Raw genomic sequence first — 17,109 nt, forward strand, 5'->3', positions numbered from 1 at the left:
GATAGGGTTCTTACGTGGGTCAGCTTTAAATGGAAATTGCAGCTCTAACTGGGTCAGTTTTCAGCGGAAGACAACAGAGGGTGCTCATACGTTTCCGGCGAATTGAAGTGACGACCCGGTGACTCAGTGGTCTTCCATATAGAAGTTTGGTTCACCGCTGTCTGAGGATGCAAAAGCGAGAAGCTGAACTCCGGTCGGTCGAGGTACACCACCTTCACAAGAGTTCCGTCTTGGGCGTTGAACTCTGTGCTGAACGAGTGGGTAGTAAGGAACCCACGATTCAGGTTTCTTCTTAGTTCCTCGATTACTCCTCTGCGTAGCACTTGCACTTTTACTCTCCTTAAAAGGGTCCTTGTGCGATTGTGACGCCTAACGCTTGAATCGAGCCGAGCTGCCGGGGGAGTGCCGGACAGGATTGAAACCTGAATCGCGGCACCCAGTCAGACGTCCACGAATTGCGGCCTATCCGTTAGTCGTTCATCGAGATTCACGAACTCGCCGCGCTTTCGTTGTCCTGGCGCGAGTGGTGGTGCCCCTCCCCTATACTCCCCACGTCGTACATCGAAAGTACGACCGGGATTGGCATCCTGAAGACCGCGTTTACTGAGATGGCCGCAATGTTTCTTCGTTGCGGCCATCTTGTCCTTCGTCTGTGCTTCCAGTTTTGGTGGCCCGGGCGGGGAGACGCAAGTCTCGCCGGTCGTTAACGCGGTCTCGGTATGCCAACCCACTCGGGCCACCGCCCCCTCACAAAGGGGGCGGTGGTATCACCCACCTGATAGGGAAGGCACATGCAACATCCCCGCATTTCTTCGTCTCATCTCTCCCACCACCATCGCCGCCGCCCGCGTCTGGCTGTCTACATCGACGCCGAGAACGTGAGCGGCCAGCACGCCGAGCAGCTCATGCGGCTGGTCAACCAGCGCGGCAGGCCCACGCTGTGCTGCGCGTATGGCGACTGGACCACCGACTTCCTGCTCTCCTGGAAGAAGTGGCTGCATCCGCTGGGCATCCGGCCGGTGCAGCAGTTCCACTACTCGCAGGGCAAGAACGCGAGCGACGCCGCGCTCATCATGGACGTGATGGAGCGGCTGCACCGGGGCCGGGTGGACGGCATCTGCATCGTCTCTTGCGACAGCGATTTCGTCGGCCTCGTGGGTCGCATTCAGGAGCACGGACACGTGGTCTACGGCTTCGGCCAGCACAGCGCTTCGCCCGCGTTCGTGGCGGCCTGCGACGAGTTCGTGTTTCTGGACGGCAGCGATGGCGACAAGAACAACAACGCCCACGGCACGCCGAAAGGCGGCGGCAGCGTGGATCTGCTGATGCGCCAGGGGCTTGCCCCCGCACCGCTGCCGCGCCCCTAGCCGGCGCGCCCCCCGGCCGGCCGGCCGCGCATCGCGCGGCGAATACATTTGCTTGCAATTCGCGGCGCGGCCCTTGATCATTCCTGATCGCATGGCATTGGGCGGGGGGCTGATGTGGGTGAGCAAGCGCGCTTCCAGTGGCTGAAGGAGGCATTGAGTTTTTGCGACAACAGCAAGCAATGGCGCTGCCCACGGTGGCCCATTCTTTTGCTGTCGGTCGTGATGCTCATGCTGGTGTCGATCGTCTTTCTGGCGATCGGCGATGCATTGAATGCCAAGGGCGCGGTGTTGACGCGCTTCCTCGCCCGGGCCCAGGCGCCGCTTACCGCGCAATGGAGTTATCTCCCGCAAGCCCGCGACCAGATCACCGTTCTTCTGTACGACGAAGAATTTCTCACCGGCACGGGCAGCGCCTGGCCCATCAGCTACGGGGAGCACGCCAGCAACCTCAAGCGCCTGGTGGCAGACACGAACGCGCTGCCCAAGGCCATTTTTCTGGACATCACGTTCGGCCAGGTGCGAGACGACAAGACGATCTCGCAACTGGCCGAAGCGCTGTGCGAGATCCAGAACCCGAAGAAGAAGGAGCATGCAGTCCCGGTGTTTCTGGCGGCGCTGCCGTCCAACGGGCTGACACCGTTGGCGGTGCGCCAGGAACTCATGAATGACAAGGGCATGGCGGCGTGCGCCACCCTGGTGGGGGTGGACTATTTCCCCGATCCGCTCGACGGCCTGGCCTGGACTTACGAGCTGAGCCGCCACCGCACCGTCGAGGGTTGGCGCCACGGCCCGGGCGCCCCGGGGGATCCCACCTACCGCAGCGCCGCCCTGGCCATGGCCCAACTGGACAAGAAACTGGGCCCGGAGGTGGGCCCGATGGCGCTGGTGTGGGGCCTCAACTCGGCCAAGGAGCAGCGCGCCGCGACCCTGAAGAACTGCATCCGGGGTGAGCCGAGCTGGTCGCGCCTGATTCCCGGGGTGTTGCGCAAACTCTGGGAGCCCGAGGACAAGCTGCCGCTGTGCCCTTACCACGCCACCTTGTCGATGGACCAGTTGAATGTCATGAACCCGGTGGAGATCAATGCCCACCTGAAGGACAAGTTCGTCATGGTGGGGGCGAACGTGCCGGGCTACAACGACTTTGTTCACTCGCCCGTGCACGGGCTGCTGCCCGGGATTCACGTGCACGCCATGGCGCTGGACAATTTCCTGACCTTTGGCGACCGGTACCTGGTCAGCGCCGAATGGGACAAGCCCTCGCGCAAGGAGCTGTTCCTGCCGTCCCTGGTGGTGGTGGCCGTGGTCTTTCTGATCCACCTGCTGTGGAATCTGGTTCGGCGCCGGGTGTGGGCGTTCTGGCGCCACCTCCATGCGTTTCCGGACTTTCAGCGCTGGCGCAGGCGCTACCGGGCATCGCCCGAATGGGCCAAATGGGCGACCCCGCGGCTTTTGAAGGGGCTGGGCTGGATCGTTCGATTGACGCTGCAGACCATTGCCGCCATGATTCTGATCGCGTTGTTACAAAAAGTTTTTCGGATCGGGATGGTGCCGGTGGCGGAGCTGGTGGGCATGACGCTGGTGGCCGAGGGGTTGGACGTCGTCCGGCGGTTGAAGAACTTTCTGTTCGAGCCCACTGCGCCGCCCAGGCGGGCAACGCCTTCCATGTGAATTCACCCATTGTTTTGAGATTTCAGGCGAGGTGTCTCTTGAAAAATCAGGTCATTGCAATCGGTCTTTTCGCGGTCTTCGCCAGCCCATGGGCCTTGGCGCAGTCCCAAATCGTGGGCCTGATGCCCAGCAACCAGACCACCCTGGATCTGTACAACAACGTGGGCGACTCGGGCACGGACACGCGAGCCACGCTGGCCGACTTGCCGATGAACGTGCTGGAGACCAAGGCGGGCCATCACCGGGTGAACTACAAAGGAAAAGACTACTGGGTGAGAGGGCCGCAGGTGCGCATCAGCCGGGGGAGTTCGGCCGGCTGCACCACCGCCCGCATCGCGCCCACCACCCAGACCACCAGCACCCCCGGAGCCGGCAAGAATGCGTGCTGACCGTCGCCGGCTTCCGGGTGGTGGCGCACCCGCACTGGCAGCGGCTTTGCTCGCGGTGGGCTTGCTGGCCGGCTGCGAGACCATGCCGCAGAGCATTGCCTCGCTGCCCGTCATATCCCAGATCCGCGGTTCGGGGCCCAGCAACCCGCTGGCCGAACTGCCGCCGCCGGTGGCGCGCACCTGGCCCGACGTGCGGCAAGATGTGCTCAACCAGCGCGCCCGCGGCTTCGGGCTGGTCAACGCCCCCGAGCTGCAGCGCTACCTGAACGGCCTGCTCACCCGCATCAAGACCGCCGCGGGCGTGCCCAACTGGCCCGGGGGCGTACACGTGCTGGCCAGCCACGCGCTCGACGCCTATGCCACCGGCGCCGGCAACATCTACATCTCGCTGTCGTGGTTGACCGACATGGAGAGCGAAGACGAACTCGTCGCCCTGCTCAGCCACGAGTTCGCGCACATCTACCTGCACTACCACCAGCTGGAGAGCGCCGTGGCCGACGCCGACACCGTGACCTCGGTGCTCGGGCTGGGCGTGGGCCTGACGCTCAAGACCGGCGAGGCGGCGCGCTGGAACAAGGTGGACACGCTGCTCACCACCTACACGCTCGGGCGCGGGCTGGTGACCACCATCTACAGCCAGTCCGAAGAGAGCGCGGCGGACCGTTTCAGCCTCAGCCTCACGCACAAGCTCGGGTATTCCTACGAGCACGGGATCAAGGCATTTTTGGAACGGCTGGCCACCTGGGAAGACGAGCAGGAGAAGCGCGAGAAACTGCAGCAGGAAGCCCTGCTGGCCGCGATCCGCGCGCAGGCCGCCACCGCGCCGCCTCCCCGGCCCGGTGCGGCGGCCAACAACCCGCTCAACCAGGGCATTGCCGCCACCGGCGCCGCCGCGCAAGGTGAGGTGGCGGCCGCGGCCAGCCAGTTGTCCTTCGAGCTCACCAAGGGTTTTGAGAAGGTGGCCGGCTCGCACCCCTCCACCCTCAAGCGGCTGGACGCGATGGCGGAAACCGCCGCCGCTTTCCCGGCGGTCGCCGTGGAGCGGGAGGCCAAGCAGAAGCCGCTGGACGCCGCGCGCCAGGAGCGCAACACCGCGAACCTGTTGCGCAACTACGCGCTGGCCTTCAAGGTGATCGACGCCCCGAACGCGCCCGACGCGCTCGAGACCGCGCGCAAGGCGGTGGCGGCGCCCACGGCCTCGCACGCCGTGCCGCTGTTCGCGCTCTACGTGGCCACCAACGAAGCGCCGCCGGCACCCCGCAACCCGCGCGCGGCCGACCCCAGCCAGATGCTGGAAGCGAACTTCAACGCCGAGGCCGACCGCGCCTGGATCACCTACAAGGAGCGCAGCAGCAAGCTGAAGGACAACCGCCAGGTGCCCGCCGCGCAACGCGTGGTGGACCAGGGCCTGGCGTACTTCAGCCGGGCCGAGGAAGCCATGCCGTATGCCGTGCGCTTCTACGGCGAAACCAAGGGCTGGGACGAAGCCAAGCGCCGCGCGCAGGCGTGCGCGAAGGACTTCCCGCGCGCGGCCGCGCGCTGCAACCAGGCCGCCATGAGCCCGGCCGAGCAGAAGCAGCAGGACCGCACGGACAAGATCAAGAAGGAAGGCCTGATGGAGCGCTTCTTCAAGTAGCCACCGCCTGCGCCAGCGGCCACTCGCCGCGCTCGACCAAGCCGAGCATCATGCGCTGCAGGCTCAACGCGGTGGAGCGCACGCCCGCGCTGTGGCGGCGCGCCTGGCTCACGTAGAGCGACCAGGTGATGGTCAGGCCCTTGATGGGCGTGGCGCTGAGTTCGCTCATCTGCGGGAAGTCGTGCATCGCGCAGTAGGGCATCACGGTGTAGCCCAGCCCGTCTTTCACGAGCGAGAGGCACAGCTGCAGGGTCTCCGCGTCGGCCGCGCGGCGAAACTTCTGGCCGTGGCGTTTCAGGTAGGCGTCCACGCTCTTGCGCACGAGGTTGGGCCGCCCCGGCAGGATGAGCTTGCACGCGCCCAGCTTCTCGGCGCTGGCGGGGCGGTCGGGGCGCAGGCCGGCGTCCACCGGGCCCACCAGCAGCAGGGGCTCGCGCACCAGCGGGGTCTGGTCGTGCAGCGGTGAGCTGCCTTCCTCGAAGTCCATGATGGCCACGTCCACCAGGCCCTGGTGCTGCCACTCGCGAAGGTGGTGGATGAAGCCTTCGTAGATGCGCAGCGACACGGCCGAGCGCTGCTGGATCTCGGCGGCGGCAAAGGGCGCGGTGATGAGCCGGTGCATGGAGAACGGCAGGCCGATGGAGACCTGCGTGCGCGCCTCGCGCCCGAGCTCGTCGCGCAGCAGCTCGGCCTGGCGCAGCAGGGGCCGCGCGCCGTTGTAGAGCAGGGTGCCGGCTTCGGTGAGTTTCACGCCGCGCGCTTCGCGCACCAGCAGCTGGATGCCGAGGTCGTGCTCGAGCGCGTTGAGCCGGCGCGAGAGCGCGGGCTGGGTGATCTCCATGTCGAGCGCGGCCTTGTTGATGCTGCCGGCTTCGACCACGCGCAGAAAACAGTCCACCAGTTTCAGGTCCATGCGGGCTCCATCGGGGTCGGGTTCGAGTTCAACGATTGTCGTTGAACTGCCATGTCGATTTTCATGTATCGCATATCCGGCGCCGTCCCTACCATCGCGGCTCAAGGAGACAGACCATGGCTACAGACAAGCTCGGCGCGGTGCGCCGTGTGGTGACGGGTCACGACGCGGCGGGCCGCTCGGTGATCGTGCAGGACGGCGCTTCGCCGTTCGTGTTGAGGACGACGGCCACCGGCCCGGTGGTGACGGACCTCTGGAAAACCTTTCGCACCCCCGCCGACAACAGCGACGCCGCCGAACCCTGCGGGGACGTGACGCTGGCCCCGCCCGCCGGCGGCAGCGTGTTCCGCGTGGTGCAGTTCCCGCCCGACGCGGGCTACATGGACGGCTGGGACGAGCACGCGGCCTTCGCCGCGATGGGCCACGACCTGGCCGGCTCGGCCACCCGCAAGGGCAAGACGGTGGGCATGCACACCACCGCGTCGGTGGATTACGCCATCGTGCTCTCGGGCGAGATCTGGGCGGTGATGGACGAGGGCGAGACGCTGCTGAAAACCGGCGACGTGCTGGTGCAGCGCGGCACCAGCCACGGCTGGAGCAACCGCACGGCGGCGCCGGCCTCGGTGGCGTTTGTGCTGATCGACGCGCTGGCCCTGCCGGCGCGGGGCTGAGCCGGGCCATGGACTCGCAGACGATCACCGTGGCGCGCACGCCGCCGTCGCCGCACCTGGCGGTGAGCGTGGCCGGCCAGGGGCCGCTGGTGCTCATGGTGCACGGCATGGGCGGTGACCGCCACACCTGGCGGGCGCAGATGAAGGCGCTGGCGCAGCAGGGCTTCACCGCCGCCAGCGTGGACCTGCGCGGCTACGGCGGCAGCGGCGACATTGAAGGCGCGCTGGACTTTCACCGCGATTTCGGCGCCGACCTGCTGGCGGTGCTGGACCATTTCCAGGTGCCGCGCGCGCACCTGGTGGGCCTGTCCATGGGCAGCCGCGTGGCGCGCTCGCTGGCGCTGCGCCACCCCGAGCGCGTGGCCTCGCTGGTGCTGGCCAACAGCAGCCCGGGTTTTGACGCGATGGGGGCCGACGAGGTGGACCGCTTCATCGCCGAGCGCTCGGCGGCGTTTCAGGGTGGGCAGGTGCCGGCCAGTTTCGGCATGGACCAGGCCCGCGCCATGTGCGCGCCCGACGCCGCGCCCGAGGCGCTGCGCAGCGCGGCCGAGGCGATGCAGCGCATCCGCCTGAAGAACTACCTGGCGGTGCTGGTCGCCTCCACGCGGCAGGACCGGGGCGACCGCCTGGAGCAGATCGCCTGCCCCACGCTGGTGATCACCTCGGACCAGGACCGCGTGTACCCCGAGCCGGTCACGCGCCAGCTGCTGGCGCGCATCCCTGGCGTGGCGCACGCGCGCATCGAGCGCGCCGGCCACCTGAGCAACCTGGAGCAGCCCGAGGCCTTCAACCGGGCCCTGCTCGCTTTTCTTCGTTGAGAGAGAAAGAGAACCTCCCATGTATTTCAACTGGCAAACCCTGCCGCTCCAACCGCTCGCCAGCCTGGACAACGCATCGGCCGAGGTGGTGATCGTGGGCGCCGGCCCCGTCGGCCTGGCCACCGCGCTCGGCCTGGCCCGCGAGGGCGTGCGCACCGTGGTGCTCGAAGCGCGCGACACGATTTCCAAGGGCAGCCGCGCGCTGGCCATGAGCCGGCGCTCGATGCAGATCCTGGACCAGCTCGGCGTGGGCGAGCGCGTGCTCGAGAAGTCGCTCACCTGGTCGGCCGGCTGGACCTTCTATGGCCGCCAGGAGGTGCATTCGATGAACATCGCCTCGCCGCCGCACGAGAAACACGGCCAGACCAACCTGCAGCAGTGCTGGATGGAACAGCTGCTGCTCGACGAGCTGCTGGCCAGCGGCCTGTCGGACGTGCGCTACCAGCACACGGTGACGCAGATCGAGGCGGGCGACGAGGGGGTGCGGCTCTCGGTGTCCACGCCCGAGGGCGCCTGCACGCTGGACGCGGCCTACCTCGTGGCGGCCGACGGCCCGCGCGGCCTCACACGGCGCAGCGTGGGCATCGACTACGAGGGCACCTCGTATTCGCAGCGCTTCGTCATCAACGACATCCTCTGCAAGGAGCCGCTGCCCGAAGGCCGGCGCCTGTTCTTCAGCCCGCCCTACCTGCCGGGCAAGACGGTGCTGATGCACAAGGCGCCGTTCGACATGTGGCGGCTGGACTTCCAGCTGATGGACGACCAGGACGCCGAGACCGAGATGCAGCCCGCGCAGGTGCATGCGCGCATCCGCGCGCACTTCGAGCTGATGGGCATCGAGCCGAACTACGAGCTGGTGCTGACCTCGGTCTACAAGGCCAACGCGGTGTCGCTGCCCACCTACAACACGGGGCGCGTGCTGTTCGCGGGCGACGCGGCGCACCAGGTGCCGATCTTCGGCGGGCGCGGCGTGAACCACGGTTACGAAGACGCGCACAACCTGGCCTGGAAGCTGGCGCGCGTGGTCCAGGGCGTGTCCGACCCGCAGCTGCTGGACTCGTACACGCAGGAGCGCCGGGGCGCGCTGCTGGCCACGCTGGCTGAGCTCACGCGCACCACCATCTTCATCACCACGCCCTCGCCGGGCATTGCGCTGGTGCGCGAGGCGATCCTGTCGCTCTCGCTGAGCGAGAACTTCCTGGGCAACCTGTTCGACCCCTACGCCACGCCGCCGCACGACTGCACCGACAGCCAGCTCAACACGGCGGACGCCGGCGGCGACTTCGGGCCCGCCTGCCGCCCAGGCGCGCTGGTGCCCGATGCCGTGGTCGGCGCGGCGGGCGAACGCCTGTACGACCGCTTCGGCCCGCGCTTCACGCTGATCGCTTTCACCGACGCCGCGCGCTTCGCCGCCCTGCCGCTGCAGGTGCTGGGCTTCGAGGCGGACAGCACCGTGGGCCGGCTGTTCGACGCGCGCCCGGGCAGCTGTTATCTCGTCCGCCCCGACAACCGGGTGGCCGCGCGCTGGCGCGAGGCCACGCCCGAGCAGGTGGACGAAGCCCTGAACATCGCCCTGTGCGCCGCCCGCACCGAGGAACTGCAATGAGCACCACCACCGACAACGCCTCTTCTTCGGCCACCTTTGCCGAACGCGATTTCGTCGACCTCGCCGGCGCGATCGACCAGGTGCCCGCGCCGCAGCGCGAGCTGTTCCTGACCAAGCTGGTCATCCTGCTGGCCGCCGGCGCGCCGGCCGGCCTGCTGGCCGATCGCATTCAGCGCGCGGGCCGGCACCTCTCGGGCTAGGCGAACCCTGTTCCGGATTTTTGACAACAAGGAGACAAGAGACATGAAGACAACGACAAGCTGGATGGGCCTGGGCCGCCTGGCGGTCGGCGCGCTGGCCCTGGCCTGCGCGGCCCCCGCCTGGGCACAGCCCGAGGCAGCCTACCCCACCAAGCCCGTGCGCCTCATCGTGCCGCTGGGCGCGGGCGGCGCGCCCGACGTGGTGACGCGGCTGCTGAGCCAGATCCTCACCGAGAAGAACGGCCCCTCCTTCGTGGTGGAGAACCGGCCCGGCGCCAACACCATCATCGGCACCGACACCTGCGCCAAGGCCCCGCCCGACGGCAGCACGCTGTGCGTGGTCAGCGGCAGTTCGTTGTCGATCAACCCGCACCTCTACCGCAAGCTGCCCTACGACGCCGCGAAGGACTTCGAGGCGGTCACGCCGCTGGTGGTGCCGGACATGGTCTTCCTCGTCTCGCCCTCGGTGCCGGTGAACAGCATGAAGGAGCTGATCGCGCACGCGCAGAAGCACCCGGGCAAGCTGGCCTACGGATCGTTCGGCAACGGCTCGGACACGCACCTCACCATGGAGTGGCTCAAGCGCGCCACCAAGACCGACCTGCTGCACGTGCCCTTCAACGGCTTCGGCCCGATGATGCAGGCCTTCCTCACGGGCGACATCCAGGTGCTCTACGTGTCGGTGGGCAACCCCGGCATCGTGGCGCAGGCCAAGGCCGGCAAGATGCGCGCCCTGGCGGTGCTGGCGCCCACGCGCTCCGCGCAGCTGCCCGAGGTGCCGACGCTGACCGAGGCCGGCGTGGGCGACCCCGGCACCTTCACCTGGTTCGGCCTCATGGCGCCGGCCGGCACGCCGCGCGGCATCGTCAACAAGCTCAACGCGCAGATCACCGCCGCGATGCAGACCCCCGCCATGCGCGAGCAGAACCAGACCATGGCCATGCGCACCCGCGCGCAGACACCGGAAGAGTTCGCCGCCTTCCTGAAGAAGGACCGCGAGGTCTGGGGCGAGCTGGTGCGCCAGACCGGCATTCAACTGGACTGAGGGGACTGAGCCATGAAGACAACCCCTTTCCTGACCCTCGCGCTGGCCGTGCTCGCCGGCACCTGCGGCGCACAGACTGCCTACCCGAGCCGCGCCGTGAAGGTGATCGTGCCGCTGGCGGCCGGTGGCCCGGTGGATCTCGTGGCGCGGCGCGTGAGCGACCGGCTCTCGAAGCAGCTGGGCCAACCGGTGATGGTGGAGAACCGCGCGGGCGGCAACGGCATCATCGGCGCCAACGCCTGCAAGTCCGCCGCGCCCGACGGGCACACGCTGTGCATCCTGCTGAGCGACACGCTGGTGATCAACCCCGCGATCTACAAGAAGCTGCCGTACGCGGTGGGCGATTTCGCGCCGATCTCGGAGATCAGCCGCATCGACACGGCGGTGGTGGTGAGCGCGGGCCTGCCGATCCGCAGCATCCAGGAGCTGGTGCAGTACGACCGCGCCCACCCGGGCAAGCTGAACTGGGGCCATTTCGGCATCGGCAGTTCGTCGCACCTGTTCATGGCGCAGGTCAACGAGAAGCTGGGCGCGCGCATCGTGGACGTGCCCTACCAGGGCGGCGGGCCCGCGCTCAACGGCCTGCTGGGCGACCAGGTGCAGGTGTCGAGCCTGTCGTACTCGCTGGTGGCGCAGCACATCGACGCGGGCAAGCTGCGCGCGCTGGCCGTGCTGGGCGACACGCCCTCGCCGCGCTTCGCCGGTGTGCCGCTGCTGAAGAACCAGGGCCTGGGCACCGCGCGCAACGCATGGATCGGCCTGTTCGCGCCCACGGGCACACCGGCGGCGGTGATCGCGCGGCTGTCCGCCGAAATCAAGGCCATCACCTCGGACCCCGAGTTCCAGAAGAGCCTGGACGCGCAGGGTTTGCACGTGACCGGGCGCAGCCCCGAGGAGACGGCGGCGGTCATCAAGGCCGAGGGGGCGGACTGGAGCGCGGTGGCCAAGGCGGCCAACGTCAGCCTGGACTGAGCTTCGGTCCGGCCTTGCGCGTGAAGCGCCTCACCTTCGGCTTCTTCGGCTGGGTGAGGTGCTCGCGCAGGAAGTCGATGAAGTCTTTCGCCGCCGCGTTGCGCATGGGGCCGGGCCGGTAGACCAGCACCACGCGGCGTTCGATGCGCGGGTCCTGCAGCGCGAGCACGGCCAGCTCGGGGTCGTGCAGCGAGGTGGTGTAGAGCTGGGGCATGAGGCCCAGCGCCATGCCGCCGCGCACCAGGGCGTACAGCGTTTCCGAGTAACGCACGTGGTACGGCGCCTGCGCGCCCTGCTGGCCGAACTGCGCGCGCGCCGGCTCGCCCAGGGCGGGCATGCTGCCGCTTTCGAACAGCACCAGGCGTTCATGGCCGATGGCCTTCCAGCTCGCCTTGCCCTCGCGCGCCAAGGGGTGGTCGCGCCGCACCACCAGCACCAGCGGGTCTTGAAAGAGGTCGATGCAGGTGAGGCCGCCCGGCGGCTCGGTGATGGCGGCCAGGGCCAGGTCCAGCCGGCCTTCGCGCACCTCCTGCAGCAGCACGGTGGAGGGCGCGTCGCGCCAGACGAATTCCACCGCCGGCCCGCCCGTGGGCTTGAAGGCGTTGACCGCCGCCGCCAGCCGCGTGCTGGCCGAGGGGATCACGCCCACGCGCACCAGCGCGCGGCCGCGCTGCACCACGTGGTGGATGTCCTGCAGGGCCAGGTCCACGGTGTTGACGAGAAAGTCGGTGCGCGCCAGCACCTCGGTGCCCAGCGGCGTGATCTCCAGCCGGTGGGTGTTGCGCGTGAGCAGCTGCGCGCCCAGCAGCTTCTCCATCTGCTTGATGGCGTTGCTCAGCGCCGGCTGCGTGATGGCCAGCCGCTTGGCCGCGCGGCCGAAGTGGCCTTCCTGCATCAGCACGGAAAAGAACTGCAGGTGGCGCAGCGTGAGCGCGCGGATGGCGGGGTTTTCCACGGCGGCCTGGTGATAAATCGGATGAATGAAATTATAGAAACTTAAAACTTCTCTTATCAAGCACGCCTGCCTAGACTGGCCGCATGCCCCCCCCGACCGACCCGGCCGACCAGGCCCTGGACCGCTTTCTGCAGGCCATCCCGAAGATGGAGCTGCACTGCCATCTGTTCGGCACGGTGCGGCGCGACACCTTCGCCGAGCTGAACCGCCGCGCCGGCGCGCCGCTGACGGACGAAGAAGTGGCCGGCTTCTACACCCGTGGCGAAAAACCCGTGGGCGTGCTGCGCGTGCTGCGCTCGCTGGACGCGCAACTGGTGCGCACCCCGGCCGACCTGTACCGCCTCACCATCGAGTACCTGGAAGACGCGGCCGCGCACCACGTGCGTTATGCCGAGTTCTTCTGGAATCCCACCGGCACGGTGCGGGTCTCCGGCATTCCCTATGCCGCCGCGCAGGACGCGATCGTGCAGGCCATCCGCGACGCCGAGCGGCCGCTGGGCATCGTGGGCCGCCTCATCGCGGCGGTGGACCGCGAAGCCAGCCCGCAGGCCGCCACCGAGATGGTGGAGTGGGTCGGCGCGCACCGCTGCGACGAGGTGATCGGCATCGGCATCGACTACCGCGAGAACGAGCGCCCGCCCGAGCTGTTCGCGCAGGCGTACCAGAACGCGCGGCGCGCCGGCCTCAAGACCACCGCGCACGCGGGCGAGTTCGGCATGCCCTGGACCAACGTGCGCACCGCCCTGGAACTGCTGCAGGTGGACCGCATCGACCACGGCTACACCGTGGTGGACGACCCGGAGTTCGCGCGCTACTGCGCCGGGCGCGGCGTGCTGTTCACCGTGGTGCCCACCAACTCCTACTACCTGCGCACGCTGCCGCCCGAGCGCTGGGCGCTGGACCACCCGATCCGTCGCATGCCCGGCCTGGGCCTGCGCATCCACCCCAACACCGACGACCCCACCCTGCACCACGTCACGCCCACCGGCGCGTGGACCATGATGGTGCGCGACTTCGGTTTCCACCTCGACGACCTGCGCGGCTTCATGCACAACGGCCTGGACGGCGCGTGGATCGACGACACGCAGCGCCGCCGCTGGCGCACCGAGTGGTCCGCCGAGTTCGACGCGCTGCGCGCCACTTCTTTTTCTTCCGCTTCCATCCCCACCTGAAAGACCCCCATGGCCCACGAACGCTCAAGCCTCGTCCTCGCCGCCTCGCTGCTGCTGGCCTTCTCGGCCCACGCCCAGGGCCCCGCCTGGCCCACGGCCAAACCGGTGACGCTGATCGTGCCGTTCACGGCCGGCGGCAGCGTGGACTTCATCGCCCGCCAGGTCGCCACCAAACTGGGCGAGCGCCTCAACCAGACCGTGGTGATCGAGAATGTGGCCGGCGCCGGCGGCGCCATCGGCCTGCAGAAGGCCGTGAACGCCGCGCCCGATGGCTACACCCTGGTGGCCGGTCCCGACAGCGCCATCGCCATCGGCAAGCTGGCCAACCCGGCGGCCTACCGCTTCGACCCGCTCAAGGACCTGGTGCCGGTGGGCATGCTCAACACCGCGCCCATGCTGCTGGTGGCGCGCACCGACCTGCCGATCAAGAGCTACGCCGACTTCGTCAAGCTCGCCAAGGCCGAGCCCGGCAAATACACCTACGCCACCTCGGGCGTGGGCACCGTGCTGCACCTCGCCATGGAGCAGCTCAAGCAGCGCTCGGGCATCTTCGTCACGCACGTGCCCTACCGGGGCGGCGCGCAGATCGCCAACGACGTGATGGGCAAGCAGGTGGACCTGGCCATGCTGGTCAGCGCGAGCAGCATTCCCCACGTGCGCGCCGGCAGCCTCAAGGCGCTGGGCGTGACCGGCAAGCAGCGCATCGCCTCGCTGCCCGACGTGCCCACCTTCGACGAGATGCCCGGCCTCAAGGGCTACGACGTGCTCACCTGGACCGGCATCTTCGCGCCCAAGGGCACGCCGGGCGCCATCGTGAGCAAGCTCAACGACGCGCTCAACGACGCGCTGAAAGACCCCGAAGTGCGCGCCCGCCTCGCCGAGCAGGGCGCCCTGCCGGGCAGTGGTTCACCCGAGGCGCTGGGCAGCTTCGCCCAGGCCGAATTCGCGCGCAACCAGAAGCTGGTGCCCACCCTCAACCTGAAGGACTGAAACAACATGCCCATCGACCTGGCTTCCCGTCGCGGTTTTCTTTCCACCGGTTCGCTGGCCCTGGCCAGCGTGGCCGCCACCGGCCTGCTGCCCGCGTTCGCGCAGGACGCGCAGACCCAGGTGCTGCTGGGCGTGGCGGCGCAGCAGCTGCCAGCCATTCCGGCGAGCAAGCGCACCGTGATCATCGACACCGACCCGGGCCAGGACGACGCCATCGCGCTGCTCTTCGCGCTGGCCGCGCCCGAGCGGCTGGACGTGCGCGCGCTCACCGTCTCGGTGGGCAACATGCCCCTGAGCGTGACCGAGAAGAACACGCGCCGCGTGCGCGACTGGGCCGGGCGCACCGAGGTGCCGGTGTACGCCGGCTACCCCCGGCCGCTGATCCGCGACCCCATCTTCGCCGACGACGTGCACGGCAAGACCGGCCTGGACGGCCCCACGCTGCACGAGCCGCGCGGCCCGCTCGCGCCCGGCCACGCGGTGGACTACCTCATCAGCACCCTGCGCGCCGCCGCGCCCGCCAGCGTGGTGGTGGTGGGCCTGGGCCCGCTGACGAACATCGCCGCCGCGCTCAACATGGCGCCGGACATCAAGGCCGCCATCAGCGAGGTGGTGGTGCTCGGTGGCTCGTGGGGCGTGGGCGGCAACATCACGCCGGCCGCCACCTTCAACCTGTACGCCGACCCGGAGGCCGCGTCGGTGGTGTTCCGCAGTGGCGTGCCGGTCACGGCGATCTCGCACGACGCCGCGCGGCGCGTGCTCGTCACGCCCGAGCGCATCGCGCCCTTCCGCCAGATGGGCAACAACGCCGGCAAAGTGGTGGCCGACATCCTGGACTCGGCCATGGACTACGCCATGCGCCGCCGGGGCGTGAAGGTGGGCCCGATGTACGACCCCTGCGTCATCGCCTACCTGCTGCAGCCCGAGCTGTTCAAGGGCGCGCGCGTGCCGGTGGACATCGAGACCCGGGGCGAGTTCACCAGCGGCGCCACCGTGGTGGACTTCCGCGGCTACACCAAGCGCAAGGCCAACACGCTGTGGGTCAACGCGGTGGACATCGACGGCTTCTACCGCCTGCTCGAAAAACAGATCGCGCGTTTGCCTTGACCGGACCCGCTGCTCATACCCACCGTGAGGCTTCAGGGCGCCAGGTGGCCGTTGCCTGACTGTGGGCGGCGGCGACCTCGGTGGCTGGCCACAGCAGGTCATCCAGCAACGCGACGGTGTCTCCAAGGCTGGCTGCCGCGATGCGGTTCTTGCTCAGGAAGGCCTGCCACTGGCGCAGCTTGGCGCCGTCTTCGCTGAACTGCCGGGTCAGTGCCAAGGGCCGCTCGGTCGGCAGTGCCGTCTGGCGCCGGGCAAAGGTGGCGGCGATGGCTGCGGCCAGCGTGGCGCCCTCCAGTTCCGTGCGCCGGGCAATCACCGCGAGATCGAAGAAGTCCTTCATGCGGCTGTTCGCCTGCCCCAGCATCACCATGGCCTGGTACTTCTCGGCGATCACGGTGTAGACCGGATACACCCGCAGCAGGGAGGCTGGAAAGTCCCCCAGCAAGGTGGGGTACGCCACGGTCTGCGGTCCCGGCGTCACGGCATCACCGAAGCCCACGTCGATCTGCAGGGCGCAGCGCGCGGAGCCCAGGCGTGCCACCAGCCGGATGCGGGTGCCGCCGTAGGTGTTGTCTTCGCGAATGGCATCGGCCTTCACGGAGTCGGGGTCGAACACCATGCCGTCGCCCAGGTCCATGGCGGCGACTTCGCGGAAGGTGGCGATCAGGTTGGCCTCATCGTCGGGGCCGAAGCCCAGCAGGTCGGCGTCCCTTGTCGGGCGGTGCGGGGTGTCGTACCACAGCGCAAAGAGCAGGGCGCCTTTGAGCAGGAAGCGGTCGGCATGGGGAGACAGGCTGATGCGAGCCAGCAGGCGCTCCGTGCCAAACCGGTTGAGCAGCAGGTTGTAGTCATCACCGCGCTGTTTGGCGAGCGTCAGCAGCCGGGCCAGGATGGATGCCGAGCGGTTGCCGGTCATTGCGTCACCGCCTCCAGGTAGGGCTGCATGACACGCTCCACCCGGTTGATTTTGGCAAAGTGGCTCAGCTCGGCCATGGTGACCTTGCGGGTGCGCCAGGCGTCTTTCAGTGCCTCCAGCGCCACGTCCAGGCCGATCTTGTTGCGGAACTTGAAGCAGTCGGTCACCGTCTTGGCCGCGCTGTACACGCGGATGGGCGTCCCGTGGTCGATCACGGTCTGGATGCCCTCGCTGTACGCGGCGCCCCGCAGGCGCGTGATGCGCAGCGTCGGGTAGCTCAGCACCGGTGCCTGCGTTGCCTCGGGCAGCGCGATCCACACATCGTGCGGCAGTTGCGTGCCGATCTCATGGAATTGCAGCGCAGTCAGCAGGCACAGCACGGCCTTTGGCACACGCTGGCAGACCTCGATCAGCGTTTGATGTTCGGTGATGTCGGCGTCGGGCAGCCCGTACAGGCCCCGCGCGAACCGTTGCAGCTTGCCTGCGTGGTGAAGCCGGATCAGAAGCTGTGGCGACCAACCCTGCTCGCGCACGTCCGCGGCCCGCAGCACACGCCGGTGCCGGGCCAGTTCGAGGATGTGGTCAGACTGGTTCATGAAGTATGAGTTTAATATTTGCATTACTTTTGTTCAAGTGATGCGATTTTCAACCTAACGAGAGACCGTGCACATAATCCGCCCCACC

The 17,109-nt window shown here is 68.2% G+C and carries 17 protein-coding genes; 13 read left to right on the forward strand and 4 right to left on the reverse strand.

Annotated features, from left to right (window positions below):
- Window positions 1-791: 791 nt before the first annotated feature.
- The 4 genes from AC1Q9M_RS24580 to AC1Q9M_RS24595 all read left to right on the forward strand — a co-directional run bounded on the left by AC1Q9M_RS24580 (window position 792) and on the right by AC1Q9M_RS24595 (window position 5,060).
- Window positions 792-1,367 (forward strand): NYN domain-containing protein, encoded by a 576-nt coding sequence (locus AC1Q9M_RS24580; protein ID WP_492436236.1) that lies wholly within the window; start codon window positions 792-794, stop codon window positions 1,365-1,367.
- A 114-nt stretch (window positions 1,368-1,481) separates the two neighbouring features.
- Entirely contained in the window at window positions 1,482-3,035 is a 1,554-nt protein-coding gene (locus AC1Q9M_RS24585; protein WP_492436238.1) for a CHASE2 domain-containing protein, read from the forward strand.
- A gap of 95 nt (window positions 3,036-3,130) precedes the next feature.
- A complete protein-coding gene (locus tag AC1Q9M_RS24590; protein ID WP_382322542.1) occupies window positions 3,131-3,424 on the forward strand; it encodes a hypothetical protein in 294 nt (97 codons plus the stop codon).
- A complete protein-coding gene (locus AC1Q9M_RS24595) occupies window positions 3,414-5,060 on the forward strand; it encodes a M48 family metalloprotease (protein ID WP_492436240.1) in 1,647 nt (548 codons plus the stop codon). Before AC1Q9M_RS24590 ends, AC1Q9M_RS24595 begins: the two co-directional genes overlap by 11 nt.
- On the opposite strand, the gene AC1Q9M_RS24600 is transcribed toward AC1Q9M_RS24595, so the two are convergent.
- Window positions 5,053-5,973: a LysR family transcriptional regulator gene (locus AC1Q9M_RS24600; protein WP_382322540.1), complete on the reverse strand. Its 921-nt coding sequence runs from the start codon at window positions 5,971-5,973 to the stop codon at window positions 5,053-5,055. The two genes, AC1Q9M_RS24595 and AC1Q9M_RS24600, sit on opposite strands and share 8 nt — an antisense overlap.
- A gap of 116 nt (window positions 5,974-6,089) precedes the next feature.
- Between AC1Q9M_RS24600 and AC1Q9M_RS24605 the strand changes: the two genes are divergently transcribed.
- From AC1Q9M_RS24605 to AC1Q9M_RS24630, 6 genes are read left to right on the forward strand one after another with little or no spacing between them, the layout of a single operon-like run.
- Window positions 6,090-6,644 (forward strand): cupin domain-containing protein, encoded by a 555-nt coding sequence (locus tag AC1Q9M_RS24605; protein WP_382322539.1) that lies wholly within the window; start codon window positions 6,090-6,092, stop codon window positions 6,642-6,644.
- A gap of 8 nt (window positions 6,645-6,652) precedes the next feature.
- Window positions 6,653-7,462 (forward strand): alpha/beta fold hydrolase, encoded by an 810-nt coding sequence (locus tag AC1Q9M_RS24610; RefSeq protein ID WP_382327843.1) that lies wholly within the window; start codon window positions 6,653-6,655, stop codon window positions 7,460-7,462.
- Between the two features lie 19 nt (window positions 7,463-7,481).
- Window positions 7,482-9,068 (forward strand): FAD-dependent oxidoreductase, encoded by a 1,587-nt coding sequence (locus AC1Q9M_RS24615; protein ID WP_382322537.1) that lies wholly within the window; start codon window positions 7,482-7,484, stop codon window positions 9,066-9,068.
- Window positions 9,065-9,268 (forward strand): hypothetical protein, encoded by a 204-nt coding sequence (locus AC1Q9M_RS24620; protein WP_382322536.1) that lies wholly within the window; start codon window positions 9,065-9,067, stop codon window positions 9,266-9,268. The genes AC1Q9M_RS24615 and AC1Q9M_RS24620 overlap by 4 nt, the downstream gene beginning before the upstream one ends.
- 43 nt (window positions 9,269-9,311) lie before the next feature.
- Window positions 9,312-10,313, forward strand: coding sequence for a Bug family tripartite tricarboxylate transporter substrate binding protein (locus AC1Q9M_RS24625; protein WP_382322535.1), 1,002 nt, complete (start codon window positions 9,312-9,314; stop codon window positions 10,311-10,313).
- 12 nt (window positions 10,314-10,325) lie between these two features.
- Window positions 10,326-11,285 (forward strand): Bug family tripartite tricarboxylate transporter substrate binding protein, encoded by a 960-nt coding sequence (locus AC1Q9M_RS24630; protein ID WP_444688790.1) that lies wholly within the window; start codon window positions 10,326-10,328, stop codon window positions 11,283-11,285.
- On the opposite strand, the gene AC1Q9M_RS24635 is transcribed toward AC1Q9M_RS24630, so the two are convergent.
- Window positions 11,272-12,240, reverse strand: a complete 969-nt coding sequence (locus AC1Q9M_RS24635; RefSeq protein WP_382322533.1) for a LysR family transcriptional regulator — start codon at window positions 12,238-12,240, stop codon at window positions 11,272-11,274. The genes AC1Q9M_RS24630 and AC1Q9M_RS24635 overlap by 14 nt on opposite strands.
- Before the next feature lie 83 nt (window positions 12,241-12,323).
- Here AC1Q9M_RS24635 and AC1Q9M_RS24640 point away from each other — a divergent pair, with 83 nt between their 5' ends.
- From AC1Q9M_RS24640 to AC1Q9M_RS24650, 3 genes are read left to right on the forward strand one after another with little or no spacing between them, the layout of a single operon-like run.
- Window positions 12,324-13,412: an adenosine deaminase family protein gene (locus tag AC1Q9M_RS24640; RefSeq protein ID WP_492436246.1), complete on the forward strand. Its 1,089-nt coding sequence runs from the start codon at window positions 12,324-12,326 to the stop codon at window positions 13,410-13,412.
- A gap of 9 nt (window positions 13,413-13,421) precedes the next feature.
- Window positions 13,422-14,402 carry a Bug family tripartite tricarboxylate transporter substrate binding protein gene (locus AC1Q9M_RS24645; protein WP_492436248.1) on the forward strand — a complete coding sequence of 327 codons (981 nt, stop codon included), beginning with the start codon at window positions 13,422-13,424 and terminating at the stop codon, window positions 14,400-14,402.
- 6 nt (window positions 14,403-14,408) lie between these two features.
- Entirely contained in the window at window positions 14,409-15,509 is a 1,101-nt protein-coding gene (locus tag AC1Q9M_RS24650; RefSeq protein ID WP_382152458.1) for a nucleoside hydrolase, read from the forward strand.
- A 13-nt stretch (window positions 15,510-15,522) separates the two neighbouring features.
- On the opposite strand, the gene AC1Q9M_RS24655 is transcribed toward AC1Q9M_RS24650, so the two are convergent.
- A complete protein-coding gene (locus AC1Q9M_RS24655) occupies window positions 15,523-16,425 on the reverse strand; it encodes a nucleotidyl transferase AbiEii/AbiGii toxin family protein (RefSeq protein ID WP_492436250.1) in 903 nt (300 codons plus the stop codon).
- Entirely contained in the window at window positions 16,422-17,021 is a 600-nt protein-coding gene (locus AC1Q9M_RS24660) for a type IV toxin-antitoxin system AbiEi family antitoxin domain-containing protein (RefSeq protein WP_382322530.1), read from the reverse strand. Before AC1Q9M_RS24660 ends, AC1Q9M_RS24655 begins: the two co-directional genes overlap by 4 nt.
- Window positions 17,022-17,109 lie beyond the last annotated feature (88 nt).

This window comes from Hydrogenophaga sp. GW823-FHT04C09 (genome assembly GCF_058796355.1).